The sequence below is a fragment of the Mesorhizobium loti genome (assembly GCA_014189435.1).
GTDB lineage: Bacteria > Pseudomonadota > Alphaproteobacteria > Rhizobiales > Rhizobiaceae > Mesorhizobium > Mesorhizobium loti_G.
The window spans coordinates 1340730-1356638 of sequence record CP050293.1; the positions used below are offsets into that span (position 1 = coordinate 1340730).

A 15909-nucleotide genomic window follows, 5' to 3' on the forward strand; every position below is an offset into this window, starting at 1 on the left:
CCCGGGGCGATAGGCAGGCGAGGATGATGCTCTACGGCGCCCCCCTCTGGCCTGCCGGCCATCTCCCCCACGGGTGGGGAGATTGGCAGCTTTGGCGCCTCGCTCATTCTTGCAACGTTGGAGATTGGCGAAAGCGGCGATGACAGCCAATCTCCCCCCTTGTGGGGGAGATGTCCGGCAGGACAGAGGGGGGCGCCGTAGGGCGCAACGCCTCATTTCATGCCCGCTCATCATTGCCGCCCCCGCATCGTAATGAAAGCGCCGAACATCACCACGGCGACCATGATGGCGCCTTCGATGATGGCGGTGACGTTGGGGTCGATGGCGAGCAGCGTCAAATCCGTGCGTACCAGCCGCAGCACGAAGACGGCGACGATGGGGCCGAGCAGGCCGCCCTTGCCGCCGCCGAGCGCCACGCCGCCCAGCACCACGGCCGCGACGCTGGCCAAGAGATAGGGGCCGGGGATGGGGGCGCCGATGCCGGTGCTCATGGTCAGCGCCAGTCCGCCCATGGCGGCGAACAGGCCCGACAGCGCATAGGCAATGATGCGGGTGCGCTTGACCGGCACGCCTGAGCGGAACGCCGCCAGTTCGCTTGAGCCGATGGCGTAGATGGAGAGGCCGAGGCGCGAGCGCCTGAGCGGTATCCAGATGATGCAGAGGCAGACGATCAGCACCAGCAGCGCCTTCGGCAGCCAGGCGTCGATGCTGTCTGGCAGGCCCGGTATCGGCACCGTGCCCGAGATCAGACCTTTCAGCCATTCGGCGGCGGCGCCGCCCGGCGCGTCGAGCACCAGCAGGGCCGCCCCCTGCAGCACGAACAGGGTGGCCAGCGTGACGACGATGTCGGGCACGCGGGTGACGACGATCAGCATGCCGTTGACGGCGCCGAGCACGAAACCCATGGCCAGCACGAAGGGCACCACGAACAGCGCGTATTCTTCCGAGGCGCCGGCCATCATCGAGGCGGCGGTGACGCTGGTCAGCGCCATCATGGCGGCGACCGACAGGTCGATGCCGCCGGCGATGACCACGACCGTCTGCGCGGCGACGGCGAAAGCGTAGGGCAAAACGGCGCGGGCGAGCGAGCCGAAATCGCCGCTGCCATAGGCCGGCTGGATCAGTTTTGTGATGATGAACAGGGCGACGAAGAGAGCGAACAGGCCTGATACCCAGCCCTGGCGGCGCAGGAAATGGCTCATGGCGTCGCCCCCGGTGCATCTGAAGCATGCGCCGTGGGATCGGCCAATATGCCGATATCGGCCTTGACGCCGCGCGGCAGGCCGTAGGCGGCGCGCATCAGCGCCGGCTCGTCGGCCTCCTCGACCGGGAAGATGTCGACGACGCGGCCGCCGAAGATGACGATGACGCGGTCGCAGACACGCTGCACCTCTTCCAGTTCGGAAGTGTAGAACAGCACCGACTTGCCGTTGCCGGCGAGCTCGCGCACCAGATGATAGATCTCCTGCTTGGTGCCGACATCGATGCCGCGCGTCGGGTCGAAGCACAGGATGGTGCGGGCGTCCGCGGCGATCCAGCGGGCAATCGTCACCTTCTGCTGGTTGCCGCCGGACAGGCGCTGTACCTCGCCTTGCGCGCGGGTGTCGATCTGCAGCCGCTCGATGGCGCTGACCACCTTGGCGCGCTCCCGGCGCATGTTGATCGGCCCCCAGTTGCGCAGCGCGGCGCTGAAGGGCAAGGCGATGTTCTCGCGCACCGAGCGCTGCATGGCGAGCGCTTCGGCGCGGTCGCCCGGCACATAGGCGATGCCGGCGCGGATGGCGTCGATCGGGTGCGAGAATTTAGCGGGGCTACCGTCGACCTCGATGGTGCCACTGGTCGGCCGGATCGAACCGGCAAGGGCTGAAAACAGCTCGTCCTGGCCCTGGCCTTCGAGCGCCACGACGCCGGCGACCTCGCCATCGGCGAGATCGAAGGAGACGTCGTTGAGCTTGGTGCCGACGCGCAGGTTTCGCACGGCAAGCCTGGGCCGGGCAGCGATGGGCGCTGCCTTCTGGGCGGCGCTGCGCGCGGCGACATGGGTCTTGACGATGCGGGTGCCGAGCATCAGTTCCACGATCTTTTCCTCGACGCCGGGCACGATATCGACGACGCCGACTGTCTCGCCGTCGCGCAGCACGGTGGCGCGGTCGCACAGTGCCGAGATTTCGACGAAGCGGTGCGAGATGAAGATCACGGCGCGGCCGCTGTCGCCCTGGCGGCGCACCACTTCCAGCACCTTTTCGGCGAGGTTGGCGGGCAGGGCGGCGGTCATCTCGTCGAGCAGCAGCACGTCGGGCTCGACGGCCAGCGCACGCGCCAGATCGAGCACGCGCAGCACGGCCAGCGGAATGTCGCGCGCGGTGTCGCGGATATCGAGGTCGGGAATGCCGAGCTCGCGCACCCAGGCCCGGAACGGCTCGACCGGCGTGCCGGTCAGCCGCAGATTGGACAGCACGTCGAGATCGGGGATCAGCGACGGCTCCTGATAGACGGGCAGCAGGCCGGCGCGGCGCGCGGCGGCGGGCGAGCGGATGTCGCGCGCCTCGCCACGGATCAGGATGCGCCCGGCATTGGCTGATATGGCGCCGGTCAGGATTTTAACCAGCGTCGACTTGCCGGCGCCGTTGGCACCCATCAGTGCGTGGACCTCGCCCGGCAGCACCGACAGCGATGCGTTGCGAAGGGCGGCAACCGCGCCGTAATTCTTGGCGACGCCCGTGGCGTCGAGGAGGGGGCTGGTGGTCAAATGGTTGGGTCTCGATTGAAGCTGTTCAAGTATTTATGGAGCCAACTGCTTTTGAAGGCTGGCGCCTTACGAGGCCCCCCTCTGTCCTGCCGGACATCTCCCCCTCAAGGGGGAGATTGGCGCTTCCGCCGGTGGCGCTCTTCTTTGCAACGTTGGCGATTGGCCAAAGCATCGATGAAGGCCGATCTCCCCCTTGAGGGGGAGATGCCCGGCAGGGCAGAGGGGGGCGCCGTAGAGCGCTATTCTGTGTGGCGAGGACGGCAGTTGGCCGTCCCCGCCATTCAGTTCAACCCAAATTACTCGCCCGGCCCCTTGCACGCCACGATCTGCTCCTTCGTATATGTCGTCCAGTCCGGGATCGAGATCGAGACCGGCCATTCGGGGCTCAGCGACGGGTCGGCGGCGGCCTTCAGCTTGGCTTTGCCTTCCTCGGTGGCGTTCTCCCACAGCTGCGGTTCGACCAGCACGGTCTGTTGGGCCGGCTTCTTGCCGTCGAGGATCTGCAGCGCGAGCGTCACACCGGCACCGCCGATCGAGCCGGGGTTGGTGACGGCAGCGCCGACAAGACCCTTGACCGAGCTGAGCTGGCCGACGAAGCCGGCATTGTCGGCGCCGACCACCGGCACAAGCGGGGCCTGCGATTCGACCAGCGCGTCGACGATGACGTTGTCGATGCCGGAGGTCCACACGCCGTTGATCGGCGTGCCGGTGGCGAGGAAGGACAGCATCTGCTGCTTGGCCTGGTCCTGCTGCCAGCCAGTGAAGACTTCCTGCGCGACCTTCACGTCGGGGAATTCGGCCAGCGCCTTCTTGAAGCCTTTGTCGCGGTCAGAGTCGGCGGACGCGCCGGCGGCACCGCGCATGTAGAACACGTCGCCCTTGCCGCCCATCTGCTGGAACAGCCATTTGGCGCCGAGATAGGCGTACTGTTCCTGGTTGTTGGAGATGATGTAGGCCGACGGCTCGGTGACCGCCTGGTCGACGGCGACGACGACGATGCCGGCCTTGGTGGCTTCCTCGAGGCCCGCCTTGATGCCGGCCGGATCGGCCGGGTTGACGACGATGGCGTCGACCTTGGCGCTGATCAGGTTGCGGATGTCTTCGAGCTGGCCGGCGGCATCGGTATTGCGGTGGGCGATGTTGAGCTTGGCGACCTCGCCGGAAGCCAGCGCCTGTGCCTTCATGGCGCAGACCATCTCTTCGCGCCAGCCATTGCCCTGCACGGTGTTGGAGATGCCGATCGTGTATTTGCCCGCGGCCGACGAGGCGCCCACCGAAGCTAGGAAAGCAGCACCCGCAAGCAGCGGGACCATGGTCAGGATTTTCTTCATTTCAGACTTCCTCCACATTGTTTTCAGTTTCAGTTCAAGTCGTTAAAGCGCGTCGCTGACAAGGTGAGTCATACGGCGCGCTCTAATTTCATTTGACGAAAGGACGCAGCACGTCGCGGGCGAGCAGAAAACCGCGCTTGACCTGGTCGTCGTTGCCCTCAAACCGCCTGTCCTCGTGTTCGATGATGACCGATCCGTCGTAACCGGCGCGGTAGAGGCCGGAGAAGAAACCGCTCCAGTCGACATCGCCCAACCCCGGCATGCGCGGCACCTGCCAGCCTATGCCGGAAGACAGGATTCCGCGCTCGTACAAACCATCATGATCAATCATCAAATCCTTGGCGTGGACATGCAGCATGTAGGGGCCGAATTCCTTGATGAAGCGGGCCTGGTCGATCATCTGCCAGACCAGGTGCGACGGGTCGAAATTCATGCCGACCTCGCCGCCCCAGGCTTCGAGGATGCGGCGCCAGACCTGCGGCGAATAGGCGATGTTGTGCCCGCCCGGCCATTCGTCGTAGCTGAAGATCATCGGGCAGTTCTCGAAGGCGAGTTTTACACCATGCTCGCGCGCATGGGCGACGATTTCGGGCCAGACCTTGAGCGCCTCCTGCCAGTTGACGTCGACGGTCTTCGAAGCATCGCCACCGCAGAAGGTGTTGACGACAGGCACGCCCATATTGGCGGCCAGCACGATCACCTTCTTCAGATGGGCGATCACTTCGTCGCGGTGAGCGGCGTCGGGATGCAGCAGGTTGGGGTAGTAACCGAGGCCGGAGACCGACAGGTTCTTCTCCGCCAGCGAAGCGACGATCTCCTTCGCCTGCGTGGCCGAGGTGGAGGCGGCGTCGATGTGGCTGGTGCCGGCATAGCGGCGGCTGGCGCCGGAGGATTTCGGCCAGCAGGCGATTTCCAGCGCCTCGAAACCGGCCGAACTTGCCCAGCCGGCGACCTCGCCAAGCGGCGTCTCCGCGAACGGTGCGGTGAGCACTCCAAGTTTCATACTGCCTCCCCTGGTCGTGAATTCACGACCGATTTGTACTATGCAGATCGAGCCGACCGCTTCAACCGTGTGGTGTCGGCTTGTTCCAGATTGCGCCTGACGGTTGCCATCGGATCGTCCGACAGCAGCCCGTCGAGCGCCGATGTGACGGCCCTGCGGAACGTCTCGTTCGCCGCAAGGCCGGGGTCGAAAATCGTATCGATGGCAAGGATGCCGGCGGCCAGCGCCTGCGCATCGCGGCCGGTTGCGTCGGCAATCGCGGCGACCTTGCCGGCATAGGGGTCGGACACCGGCCAGCGTTTGCCGAATTTTTCCGAGGCCTGGATCAGATAGGCCATCCAGCCGGCGACGGGGATCGACAGAAGTGCGATGCTTTCGCCCTGGCGCAAGCGGTCGCGGATCGGGTTGAGCAGGCGCTGGACGATTTTCTGCGAGCCATCGGTGGCGATCTGGTGGTTGCGGTGGCGGATGGCTGTGTTGCGCAAGCGGCCGAGGCTCTGCTCGACATAGGCCAGCGGCTCGATGCCTGGCACCGGTGTCAATGTCGGCAGCGTTTCCTCGACAAGCATGCGCCTGATGAAGTCCGCCAACAGCGGGTCGGCAATGGCATCCGATGTGTGTTCGAGGCCGGCCAGCACGCCGAGCGTTGCAAGCGTCGTCTGGGCGCCGTTGAGCACCCGCATCTTGAGATGCTCGAACGGCGTGACATCGTCGACGAAACTCGCCCCGACAAGATCCCAGCGCGGCACGCGGCCGGCGAACTTCCGTTCGATCACCCACTGCCGGAACGGCTCGCCGACGGCAACGGCAGCATCGCGGTAGCCGAACCACTGCTCGACGCTGTCGAGGTCATCTTGCGTCACCGCCGGCGCGATGCGGTCGACCATGGCCGAGGGGAAGGTGGCATTGCCCGCGATCCAGTCGGCCAAACCATTGCCGTGCCATTCGGCAAAAGTCCGCACGACGGTCTCGAGGATCACGCCATTGGTCGGAATGTTGTCGCAGGAGAGCAGCGTCAGCGGCTGGCCATGCGTTGCCCGGCGCCGCTCCAGCGCCCGCGCCAAAAGGCCGGGCACACTGCGTGGTGTCTCGGGGTTGGCGAGGTCATGGATGATGTCGGGATGGCTAAGGTCGAGTTGCCCGCTCGACGGGATATGGCAATAGCCCTTCTCGGTCACCGTCATCGTCACCAGATCGATGTCCGGTGACGACAAAATTTCGAGTGCCGGCGCGGCACTGGCCTGGCTGTCGACCACCTCCAGGATGCTGCCGATGACGCGTGCCTCGATATGGCTGTTATCTCGGATCAGCCTTGTGTAGAGCCCGCTCTGCCGGCCGAGCGTCTCAGTGAGGCTGGGCGGGCGGATGTTGATGCCGATCACGCCCCAGCGGTCGAACCGGAGCGACAAGAGATCGTCGGTGTATTCGGCCTGGTGGCAGCGATGGAAGGCGCCGACGCCGAGATGCGCCATGCCCGCGGCGAGCGCCGCGCGGTCGTAGGCTGGCGTTTGGACCGCGGCGGGAAGCCTTTCCAGCAGGGCGGGACCGAGCGTTTCGATCGCGCTCACCGGTTCGCCCCGATCACCCATTGTTCCTGGTCGACCAGCGTGCCGGTCATCGGCCCGGCGGCATCGGAAAGCAGGAAGACGGCGAGGTTCGCGATATCGTTCGTCGAAAACAGGCGGCCGAAAGGCTGCGACGCGTTGGCGGCGTCGAGCCAGCCGGGGCCGTTGCCCAGCGTGTCGGCCTGCATGGCGCGCTCGGCCGGCGTGTCGGTCCAGCCGACATTGATGCCGTTGACGCGGATGCGGTCGAAACGGTGGGCGTTGGCGGCGTTCTTGGTCAGCGTGGCGAGCGCGCCCTTGCTGGCGGAGTAGACGGCCAGCTCCGGCGAGCCGCAATGGGCATTGATCGACAGGATGTTGACGATGGCGCCGCCCTGGCCGCGCTTCTTCATGTCGGCGATCGCTGCCTGCATCAGGAAGAACGGGGCGCGCGCGTTGACCGCGAACAGCGACGCCCAGTCGTCGAGATCGGCATCGAGGAAGGAGGCGCGATCGGTCAGGCCGGCGGCATTGACCAGCGCGTCGATGCGGCCGAAGCGCTCGATGCAGGCTTGCGCCAGCAAAGCGGGGCTTGCCGGGTCGGACAGGTCCGCGGCGACGAAGATTGTCGGCGTGCCGAGCTGTGAAAGCTCCGCCGCCACAGCATCGCCGCGCGTCTGCTCGCGTCCGGTGACCAGCAAGCCGCCAGCGCCGGAACGCGCCAGCGTCTCGGCGATGGCGCGGCCGATGCCTTGCGTCGCGCCGGTGACCAGCGCCACCTTGCCGTTGAGTTGAAGCTCCATTCCTCCTCCCGGAACAAAGTTTCTATTTTTCAAAATATGGAACGGTAATTCCCGATAGTCAATTGTGCCAGCGGCGTCTCATTTGCTGCGGCGGGCGGCGACACCATGGACCAGCGCCATGCCGACGGCGAGCGAGGCGGCCAGCGAGCGGAAGCCGGCGAAGTCCGACTCCACCACTTCCAGCCAGCTGTCCGACAAAGGGATGAGCGGGCTGAAGGTGCTGTCGGTGATGGTGACGATGCGGGCTTGGCGCTCATGCGCCACCGCTACGAGGTCGGGCGTGATCGAATTGTAGGGGCTGAAGGAGACCGCCAGCACGGCATCCTGCCTGCCGATGCAGCCGACCAGGTCGAGCGCGGAGGAGCCGACATTGTCGACCAGCACGTTGCGCACGCCTTGCTGCGAGAGCGTCAGCGACAGATAGGTGGTGACGGGAAAGGCGCGCTTGGAGCCGATGACGTAGATCAGGTCGGCCGCCGCCAGCAGCGCCACCATCTTCTCGAAATTCTCGACGTCGAAGCCGCTTTCGATGCGGCCAAGCGAAGCCTGCGAGGCGCCGACCATGCCGTGCAGGAAATGCAGATTGGGCTCGGTCTCGGTGCGCGGCTCGCCGCGTCCTTCCGGCCACGACCCCTTGACGTGGTCTTTGAACAGACCCTGGAAATCGGAAAAGCCGGAGTAGCCGAAGATCTGGGCAAAGCGCACCAGCGTCGAGGGCTGCACGCCGGCCTGTGCCGCCACCTGCGCGATGGTGCCAAGCGCGACGTCGCTCGGATGCTGCCACAGGAAGATGGCGACCTGGCGAAGCCGCTTGGGGAAATGCACCGTGCCGGACGACAGCACCGCACGCAGCTCCTCATAGGTCTGCGGCTGGATGTAGCCCAACGCCGCCAGCGAGCGTCCGCGCTTGCGTGTCGCCGCCTCGTCGGCAATCGACCGCCCCGATGTTTTGCCCGCCCCGCTCATGATTTCAGGCTAGCGCGGCACGATCGTTTTACAATATGGAAATTGGAAATCTTGTTCGATTGAGGATGTGGCCTCACAGAAAGGACGTGTACGGTTCAAAAGTAGCGCTCTACGGCGCCCCCCTCTGTCCTGCCGGACATCTCCCCCACAAGGAGGGAGATTGGCAGCTTGGTCGGCGGCGCTCTTCTTGCCACGTCTGAGATTGGCGAAGGCCCTGGTGGCAGCCGATCTCCCCACTTGTGGGGGAGATGTCCGGCAGGACAGAGGGGGGCGCCACAGAACTCGGCGGCGGGTGCTGGCTCGAATGGTCAAAACCTATGTCGAGGAACTAGCAGGATATCGGGTTTCAGCCCTTAAAACAGTCTGCCGAGAGGAGTTTGAACATGGTCTATGCAACATCGGACGGATCGATGCGCCAGCGTTTGCGGGTCGGCATGGTGGGCGGCGGTCGCAATGCCTTCATCGGCGCCGTGCATCGCCTCGCCATGCGGCTCGACGACCAGATCGCGCTGGTAGCCGGCGCGCTGTCGTCCGATCCTGAAAACGCTGCCGCCTCGGCCGCCGAGATCGGCATCGCGCCGGAGCGCAGCTATGCCGATTATCGCGTCATGGCGCGCACGGAAGCGGCGCGGCCGGATGGCATCGAGGCGGTGGTCATCGTCACGCCCAATCATCTGCACGCCCCGATCGCCACGGCCTTCCTCGAAGCCGGCATCGACGTGATCTGCGACAAGCCGCTGTCGACGACGCTGGCCGACGCCGAAGCACTGGTGGCGCTGGCGCGATTGAAAAAACGCCGCTTCGTCGTCACCCTCAACAACACCGGCTATGCCATGGTCCGCCAGGCGCGCGAGATGGTGGCGGCGGGCGAACTCGGACGCATCGTGTCCGTGCATGGCGCCTACATCCAGGACTGGCTGACCAAGCCGATCGACGCCGAGGGCCAGAAGCAGGCGGAATGGCGCACTGATCCGGCACGCGCTGGGCAGTCGGCGGTGCTGGCCGACATCGGCGTGCACGCCTTCAACCTGGCGAGTTTTATCTCGGGCTGCGAGGCCGAGGCGGTGTCGGCCGATCTGTTCACCGCCGTGCCGGGACGCCGGCTCGACGACAATGCGCATGTGCTGATGCGCTGGACCGGCGGGGCGCGCGGCACGATCCTGGCCAGCCAGACCTCGCCCGGCCACTACAATGATCTGTCCGTGCGCATCTATGGCGACAAAGCCGGGCTCGAATGGTCGGGCGCACGGCCGGAGGAGCTGCGCTTCTCCCGCTACGGCGAGGAAACCCGCACCCTGGTGCGCGGCGGCCACGGCTCGACCGAAGAGAGCCGGCGTGTGTCGCGCATGCCGGCGGCGCATCCGGAAGGCTATATCGAGGCCTTCGCCAATTTCTACCGCGACGCCGCCGACATCATCCGCGCCCACCGCTCGGGTGGTGTGGTGGACCCGGCACGCGCGGCGCAGGTGCCTGACGTGGTCGACGGCGCGCGCGGCGTGAAGTTTGTTGCCGCGGCGGTGGATTCGAATGCGGCGGGTGGCGCGTGGACAGCTGCGCGGTTTGGGGGATAGCTGTAAGGTCGCCGGCGCCGTTCCAGCCTCGTACGACAGTGCTGGATAGTTCGATGAAACGAGGGCGCCGCTACCCACAATGTTAAGGATGATGCGGGTTCTTCGTTGAAAGGGAACCCGCCCGACCGTATTCGGTAACAACGATGCGCAACGTATATCTTTTCCTTGCCGCCAGTCTCGGGTGCCTCCTCCTCGCGGCCGTTTCTCTGGCGTCGCCCGAAGCCATAGAGGCCACCCTGTTTCCGAATGCCAAGGCGGTCAAAGTGGCACAATGCTCACGCCTTCTTCAAAGCTATCACCACGGCAACAGGACGATGCCGAAATACGGCACTCCTGAACGCAACCGCTACGAGGATTGCTACTATCTGATCTGCGGCGGAAGCAGATTGGGCGTCTGACGATTTTGTCGATGTCATGGTGGGTGCCTGACGACTTTAGGAGGCTTCCGAAAAATGAACGGCAAAGAGCCTTATCCCTACACCGTACATACAAACCACGAGCTCGAGATGATGCTCGCTGGAGCCAAGCCCTTTGCCATGTTCGCCCATGAGCGTGTGGGCGGTTTTGAAAAATCCGATGCGTTGGCCAATCAGGATTTCGCACGGTACGTTGCAAATGGCACGCTGTCGGAACACGTCCGGACCGTTGCGAGACACCGGCCGGATGGCACCCCATTCAACATCGATTGCTACTTCTATGCGCTGGCTGGTGAGGAATGGAGGGTGGAAGCGTATTCGCTGCTTCTCGACCTCTTAGGTCGTGGTGCCTGGTGCCCTCAGCTGGAATGGCTGGAGGGCAAGCTTCTCGGATATACCGATGAGCAGAACCTTTATCACCTCTCGCGAACCTATCCGAAAGATCCGTCGATCCCCGAGACTTTTGGGCCGCGCGATCATGCGCGCCCTCAGTCCGACCTTGATTTGGCAAATGCTTGACAAGCTCTCCTTTCCTGACGCTACTGCCGTCTGCCGTCTGCCGTCTGCCGTCTGCCGCTCGGGCGTGGGGACTTGCCGTGAAGAAAAAATATGAGAAGCCGGTGCTCGCCAAGCGCGAGGTGCTGTCCGCCGTGACCGCTAGCCCACCCAGTTCTGCCCACTGACTGAAGCCGTGACAGAATTCATCCGCTGCCGCGAGGCGGCGGGCTTTTGCGCGTCGAGTTAAATCCTGCGAACGCTGATGTGACCGAAGGCTTGGGCTCCCGCCGGGCAGGGGGCTTGCCTTGGCCTGAACAACCAGCAAGGCTGGCGCGGTTCTGCCCGAATATCGCCTCTCCTTGTCCCTCTCCCGGTTAAAAAAGTATCATCCGTTGCCCTGAATCGTGGTGGCGCCTGTTGTCATGAGCCGATACCGTGGCTCTTGAAATGCAGAGCCGAAACCAATTCGGCCGGGTTTAGGGAATGTGGGCCGAATGCGGCAACGATCCGTGCCGGCCCGGGAGGAAACGGACATGGAACCGGACCTGGAAGTTGTCCAGATACGACGCGGTGAGTCCTTCAAGGCGTGGTCGCATGGCTACCCCTTCCACACGGTGCGCTGGCATTTCCATCCCGAATATGAACTGCATCAGGTGATCTTCACCAACGGCCGCTATTTCGTCGGCGACTTCATCGGCGAGTTCGAGCCGGGCAATCTGGTGCTGACCGGGCCGAACCTGCCGCACAATTGGGTCAGCGATATCCCCAGGGACAGCTCGATTCCGCTGCGCGGCCGCATCATCCAGTTTTCGGAAAGTTTTATCGGCGACGCCATGCATGTGCTGCCGGAGCTGGCGGGGCTGGGGCACCTGCTCGAAGCGTCGCGGCGCGGCGTCTTGTTTTCCAGCCGCACCAGCAAGGCGCTGGCGCCGCTGATGGAAGAGATGATGCAGGCGCAGGGCGTGCGCCGCATCGAGCTGTTCATGATGATCGCGGGCCTGCTCAGCCGCGCCCAGGAATTCCAGCTTTTGGCCAGCGCCAGCTACCGGCCCGATCCCTCGGGCTACATGACCGCCGGCATGAACAAGGCGCTCGCCTATATCAGGGAGAACCTGACGCAGTTGTTCGACGAGGCGGATCTTGCTGCCATTGCCGGCCAGTCGACCGGCGCCTTCTCGCGCTCGTTTCGCCGTCATACCGGCATGTCGCTGGTGCAATATGTCAAGCGGCTGCGCATCAACCTCGCCTGCCAGATCCTGATGAGCGACGAGCAGGCCTCGATCACCGACATCTGCTACGAGGTCGGCTTCAACAACCTGTCCAATTTCAACCGGCAGTTCCTGGCGGAGAAGGGCATGCCGCCCTCCCGCTTCAGGCGGCTGCTGGCCGACAACATCAACGCGGGCAAAGCCGCTTAACGGAGGAGCCAGGGAGGAACCAAGGGAGGAACAACACTTTTTCGCCTGAAGACGTGGCCCGCATGACGCGGTCCGCGATGGAGAGCGCTTGTCTTGAAAATCCTCCGTCAGCGGAGGATGCCGGCGCGGCTCGAAGGGCCGGCGCCGGGCCCTGGTCCCCAATTGCAGTTGGGGCGAGGGCGGAAGCGTGTCTTCACACCAAAGCAGTCAACGACCTTCTTACAACCATATCCAGAAACGGAGAAGACCGAATGACCAAACTTTCATTGAAATCCGCTGGGAAATCCGCCGGCATGGCAGCAATTGCGCTGTCGCTGCTGGCCGGCACCGCCGCGATCGCCAGGGCCGCTGAGGTCACCGACGCCACCGTCGCCTTCCTGATGCCCGACCAGGCCTCGACCCGCTACGAACAGCATGATTATCCCGGCTTTGCCGCCGAGATGAAGAAGCTGTGCCCGGGCTGCAAGGTGCTCTACCAGAATGCCGATGCCGACGCCTCGCGCCAGCAGCAGCAGTTCAACTCGGTGATATCGCAGGGCGCCAAGGCGATCGTGCTCGACCCCGTCGACTCGACCGCCGCCGCCTCGCTGGTCAAGCTGGCGCAGAGTCAGGGCATCAAGGTCATCGCCTATGACCGGCCGATCCCGACCGCACCTGCCGACTTCTATGTCTCGTTCAACAATGAAGGCATCGGCAAGGCCATCGCCGACTCGCTGGTCGAGCACCTGAAGGCGCTGAAGGTCGATCCCGCCACCGGCGGCGTGCTGCAGATCAACGGCTCGCCGACCGACGCTGCGGCCGGCCTGATCAAGAAGGGCATCCATGCAGGCCTCGACAACAGCGGCTACCAGATCCTGGCCGAATACGACACGCCGGAATGGGCGCCGCCGAAGGCGCAGCAATGGGCCGGCGGCCAGATCACCCGCTTCGGGCCGAAGATCCTCGGCGTGGTCGCCGCCAATGACGGCACCGGTGGCGGCGCCATCGCCGCCTTCAAGGCGGCCGGCGTCGATCCCGTGCCGCCGGTGACCGGCAATGACGCGACGATCGCGGCTCTGCAGCTGATCATCGCCGGCGACCAGTACAACACCATCTCCAAGCCGAGCGAGATCGTGGCGGCGGCCGCCGCCAACATCGCCGTCAAGCTGCTTTCGGGCGAGACGCCGAAGGCCGAGATGACGCTGTACGACACGCCCTCGCAGCTGTTCACGCCAGCTGTTGTGACGCAGGAAAACCTGAAGGCCGAGATCATCGACAAGAAGATCAACACCGCGGCTGAACTGTGCGTCGATCGTTACGCGGAAGGCTGCAAGAAGCTGGGCATCGGGAACTGACCGCGACCCTTGCCCGCTCCGCTGTCTGGCCGCCAGACCATGATCCCGAAAAGTGGGACCCGGTTTTCGGGTAAGATCATGGTCCAACAACAAACCAGAGTCACCCCGAATGCATCGGGGTGGCTCTGGTGGTGGCCAGGCAGCGCTCATCCGATATTTTTGAACCGGTTTTGAAAGGCTTCCTGGCATGATCGACACCCCGGACGGACCGGTTCCGACAGGCGAGCTGGTGCTCAGCCTGCGCGGCGTTTCGAAGAATTTCGGCGCCGTCTCGGCGCTCACCGACATCGATCTCGATGTCCATGCCGGTGAGGTGGTGGCGCTGGTCGGCGACAATGGCGCCGGCAAGTCGACGCTGGTGAAGATCCTGGCCGGCGTGCATCAGCCCAGTTCGGGAACCATCAGCTTTCGCGGCAAGCAGGTCGCGCTTGCCGATCCGAGTGCGGCGCTGACGCTCGGCATCGCCACCGTGTTCCAGGATCTGGCGCTGTGCGAGAACCTCGACATCGTCGCCAACATCTTCCTCGGCCGCGAACTCAACCCGCTGCGGCTGGACGAGGTGGCGATGGAGGTGCGCGCTTGGACGCTGCTCAACGAGCTGTCGGCGCGCATCCCGAGTGTCCGCGAAGTGGTCGCGTCGCTGTCGGGCGGCCAGCGCCAGACGGTGGCGATCGCCCGCTCGCTGCTGCTCGAACCCAAGCTCATCCTGCTCGACGAGCCGACGGCGGCCCTTGGCGTGGCACAGACAGCGGAAGTGCTCAACCTGATCGAGCGCGTGCGCGACCGCGGCCTCGGCGTCGTCATCATCAGCCACAACATGGAAGACGTGCGCGCCGTCGCTGACCGCATCGTCGTGCTGCGGCTTGGCCGCAACAACGGCATCTTCTCGCCCGACGCCTCGAACCAGGAACTGGTCAGCGCCATCACCGGCGCGTCGAACAATTCGGTGTCGCGGCGCGCCGAGCGCAGACAGGCCAGGCAAGACCAAAACCAGGAGCCACGCCCATGAGCCGCGAAGCCGAACAGGCCGCCCCCGCGCCGCCGCAGCTCGACCGCGCCGATGTGCGCGTCAAGCACGAGGCGGGGATCGGCGGCGCCATCCGCAGGTTCTTCGATCGGGTCCGCTCGGGCGATCTCGGCTCGCTGCCGGTCATCGTCGGGCTGGTCATCATCTGGACGGTGTTCGCCAGCATCAACCCGATCTTCCTGTCGAGCAGCAATCTGGTCAATTTGCTTTTCGATTGCTCCACCGTCGGCGTCATCGCGCTCGGCATCGTCTGCGTCCTGATGGTCGGCGAGATCGACCTGTCTGTCGGCTCGATCAGTGGTTTTGCCTCGGCGATGGTCGGCACGCTGTGGGTCAACCAGGGCTGGCCGGTGGCGCTCGCCATCCTCGCCGCCGTCGCCGTCGGCGGCTTCATCGGCGCGCTCTATGCGCTGCTGTTCAACCGGCTCGGCATGCCGAGCTTCGTCTCGACGCTGGCCGGCCTGCTGGCGGTGCTCGGCCTGCAGCTCTACATCCTGGGCTCGACCGGCTCGATCAACCTGCCTTACGGCTCGAACCTGGTGAATTTCGGCCAGCTGCTGATGATGCCGAAATTCGTGTCGTTCGGACTGGCGGCCGTGCCCGGCATCGTCATGCTGGTCACCGGCCTGCGCACCGTCGCGCGCCGCCGCGCCGCCAATCTGTCGGCGCCGTCGACCGGGGGGCTCGTCACGCGGGCGATCGTGATCACGGCCATCCTCGAACTCATCGTCTTCTATCTCAACCAGGCGCGGGGCATTCCGTGGATGTTCGGGCTGTTCGTCGGCCTGGTCATATCCATGCACTACGCGCTGACGCGGACCAAATGGGGCCGCTCGATGTCGGCCGTCGGCGGCAACCGCGAGGCGGCGCGGCGCGCCGGCATCAATGTGCGGCTGATCTATTCCAGCGCCTTCGTGCTGTGCTCGATGCTGGCCGCTTTCGGCGGCGTGCTGTCGGCGGCCCGCCTTGCCTCGGCCAGCCAGCAGGCAGGCACCGGCGACGTCAATCTCAACGCCATCGCGGCGGCCGTCATCGGCGGCACCAGCCTGTTCGGCGGTCGCGGCAGCGCCTATTCGGCACTGCTCGGCATCATCGTCATCCAGTCGATCGCCAGCGGCCTGACGCTGCTCGATCTGTCCTCGTCGCTTCGGTACATGATCACCGGCGCCGTGCTTGCCATCGCAGTCATCGTCGACTCGCTGGCACGCCGCTCGCGTGTCTCGCATGGCCGGGCCTGAACCCATCAACA

At 64.9% G+C, this 15909-nt stretch carries 14 protein-coding genes; 7 read left to right on the plus strand and 7 right to left on the minus strand.

The window, feature by feature from the left end; translation table 11 throughout:
• Positions 1–230: 230 nt before the first annotated feature.
• The 7 genes from HB777_06490 to HB777_06520 all read right to left on the minus strand — a co-directional run bounded on the left by HB777_06490 (position 231) and on the right by HB777_06520 (position 8396).
• On the minus strand, positions 231–1202 hold the full coding sequence (locus HB777_06490) for an ABC transporter permease (protein QND63584.1): 972 nt from the start codon (positions 1200–1202) through the stop codon (positions 231–233).
• The gene (locus tag HB777_06495) at positions 1199–2749 is read right to left on the minus strand and encodes a sugar ABC transporter ATP-binding protein (protein QND63585.1); all 1551 of its coding nucleotides are present in this window, start codon (positions 2747–2749) and stop codon (positions 1199–1201) included. The genes HB777_06490 and HB777_06495 overlap by 4 nt, the downstream gene beginning before the upstream one ends.
• 296 nt (positions 2750–3045) lie before the next feature.
• Complete coding sequence (locus tag HB777_06500) at positions 3046–4080, minus strand: ABC transporter substrate-binding protein (GenBank protein QND63586.1); 1035 nt, start codon at positions 4078–4080, stop codon at positions 3046–3048.
• An 88-nt stretch (positions 4081–4168) separates the two neighbouring features.
• Entirely contained in the window at positions 4169–5083 is a 915-nt protein-coding gene (locus HB777_06505) for a sugar phosphate isomerase/epimerase (GenBank protein QND63587.1), read from the minus strand.
• A 38-nt stretch (positions 5084–5121) separates the two neighbouring features.
• Positions 5122–6672: a mannitol dehydrogenase family protein gene (locus HB777_06510; GenBank protein ID QND63588.1), complete on the minus strand. Its 1551-nt coding sequence runs from the start codon at positions 6670–6672 to the stop codon at positions 5122–5124.
• On the minus strand, positions 6648–7430 hold the full coding sequence (locus HB777_06515) for an SDR family oxidoreductase (protein QND63589.1): 783 nt from the start codon (positions 7428–7430) through the stop codon (positions 6648–6650). The genes HB777_06510 and HB777_06515 overlap by 25 nt, the downstream gene beginning before the upstream one ends.
• A gap of 78 nt (positions 7431–7508) precedes the next feature.
• On the minus strand, positions 7509–8396 hold the full coding sequence (locus HB777_06520; GenBank protein QND63590.1) for a MurR/RpiR family transcriptional regulator: 888 nt from the start codon (positions 8394–8396) through the stop codon (positions 7509–7511).
• A 383-nt stretch (positions 8397–8779) separates the two neighbouring features.
• On the opposite strand from HB777_06520, the gene HB777_06525 reads away from it, so the two are divergent.
• From HB777_06525 to HB777_06555, 7 genes are all read left to right on the plus strand, one after another.
• Complete coding sequence (locus HB777_06525) at positions 8780–9967, plus strand: Gfo/Idh/MocA family oxidoreductase (GenBank protein ID QND63591.1); 1188 nt, start codon at positions 8780–8782, stop codon at positions 9965–9967.
• Between the two features lie 143 nt (positions 9968–10110).
• A complete protein-coding gene (locus HB777_06530) occupies positions 10111–10365 on the plus strand; it encodes a hypothetical protein (protein QND63592.1) in 255 nt (84 codons plus the stop codon).
• Positions 10366–10419: 54 nt separating this feature from the next.
• Positions 10420–10902, plus strand: coding sequence for a hypothetical protein (locus HB777_06535; GenBank protein QND63593.1), 483 nt, complete (start codon positions 10420–10422; stop codon positions 10900–10902).
• Positions 10903–11414: 512 nt separating this feature from the next.
• Positions 11415–12299 (plus strand): AraC family transcriptional regulator, encoded by an 885-nt coding sequence (locus HB777_06540; protein ID QND63594.1) that lies wholly within the window; start codon positions 11415–11417, stop codon positions 12297–12299.
• Between the two features lie 251 nt (positions 12300–12550).
• Positions 12551–13633: a sugar ABC transporter substrate-binding protein gene (locus HB777_06545; protein QND63595.1), complete on the plus strand. Its 1083-nt coding sequence runs from the start codon at positions 12551–12553 to the stop codon at positions 13631–13633.
• A 187-nt stretch (positions 13634–13820) separates the two neighbouring features.
• The gene (locus tag HB777_06550) at positions 13821–14642 is read left to right on the plus strand and encodes a sugar ABC transporter ATP-binding protein (GenBank protein QND63596.1); all 822 of its coding nucleotides are present in this window, start codon (positions 13821–13823) and stop codon (positions 14640–14642) included.
• Positions 14639–15898 carry a sugar ABC transporter permease gene (locus HB777_06555; GenBank protein ID QND63597.1) on the plus strand — a complete coding sequence of 420 codons (1260 nt, stop codon included), beginning with the start codon at positions 14639–14641 and terminating at the stop codon, positions 15896–15898. Before HB777_06550 ends, HB777_06555 begins: the two co-directional genes overlap by 4 nt.
• Positions 15899–15909 lie beyond the last annotated feature (11 nt).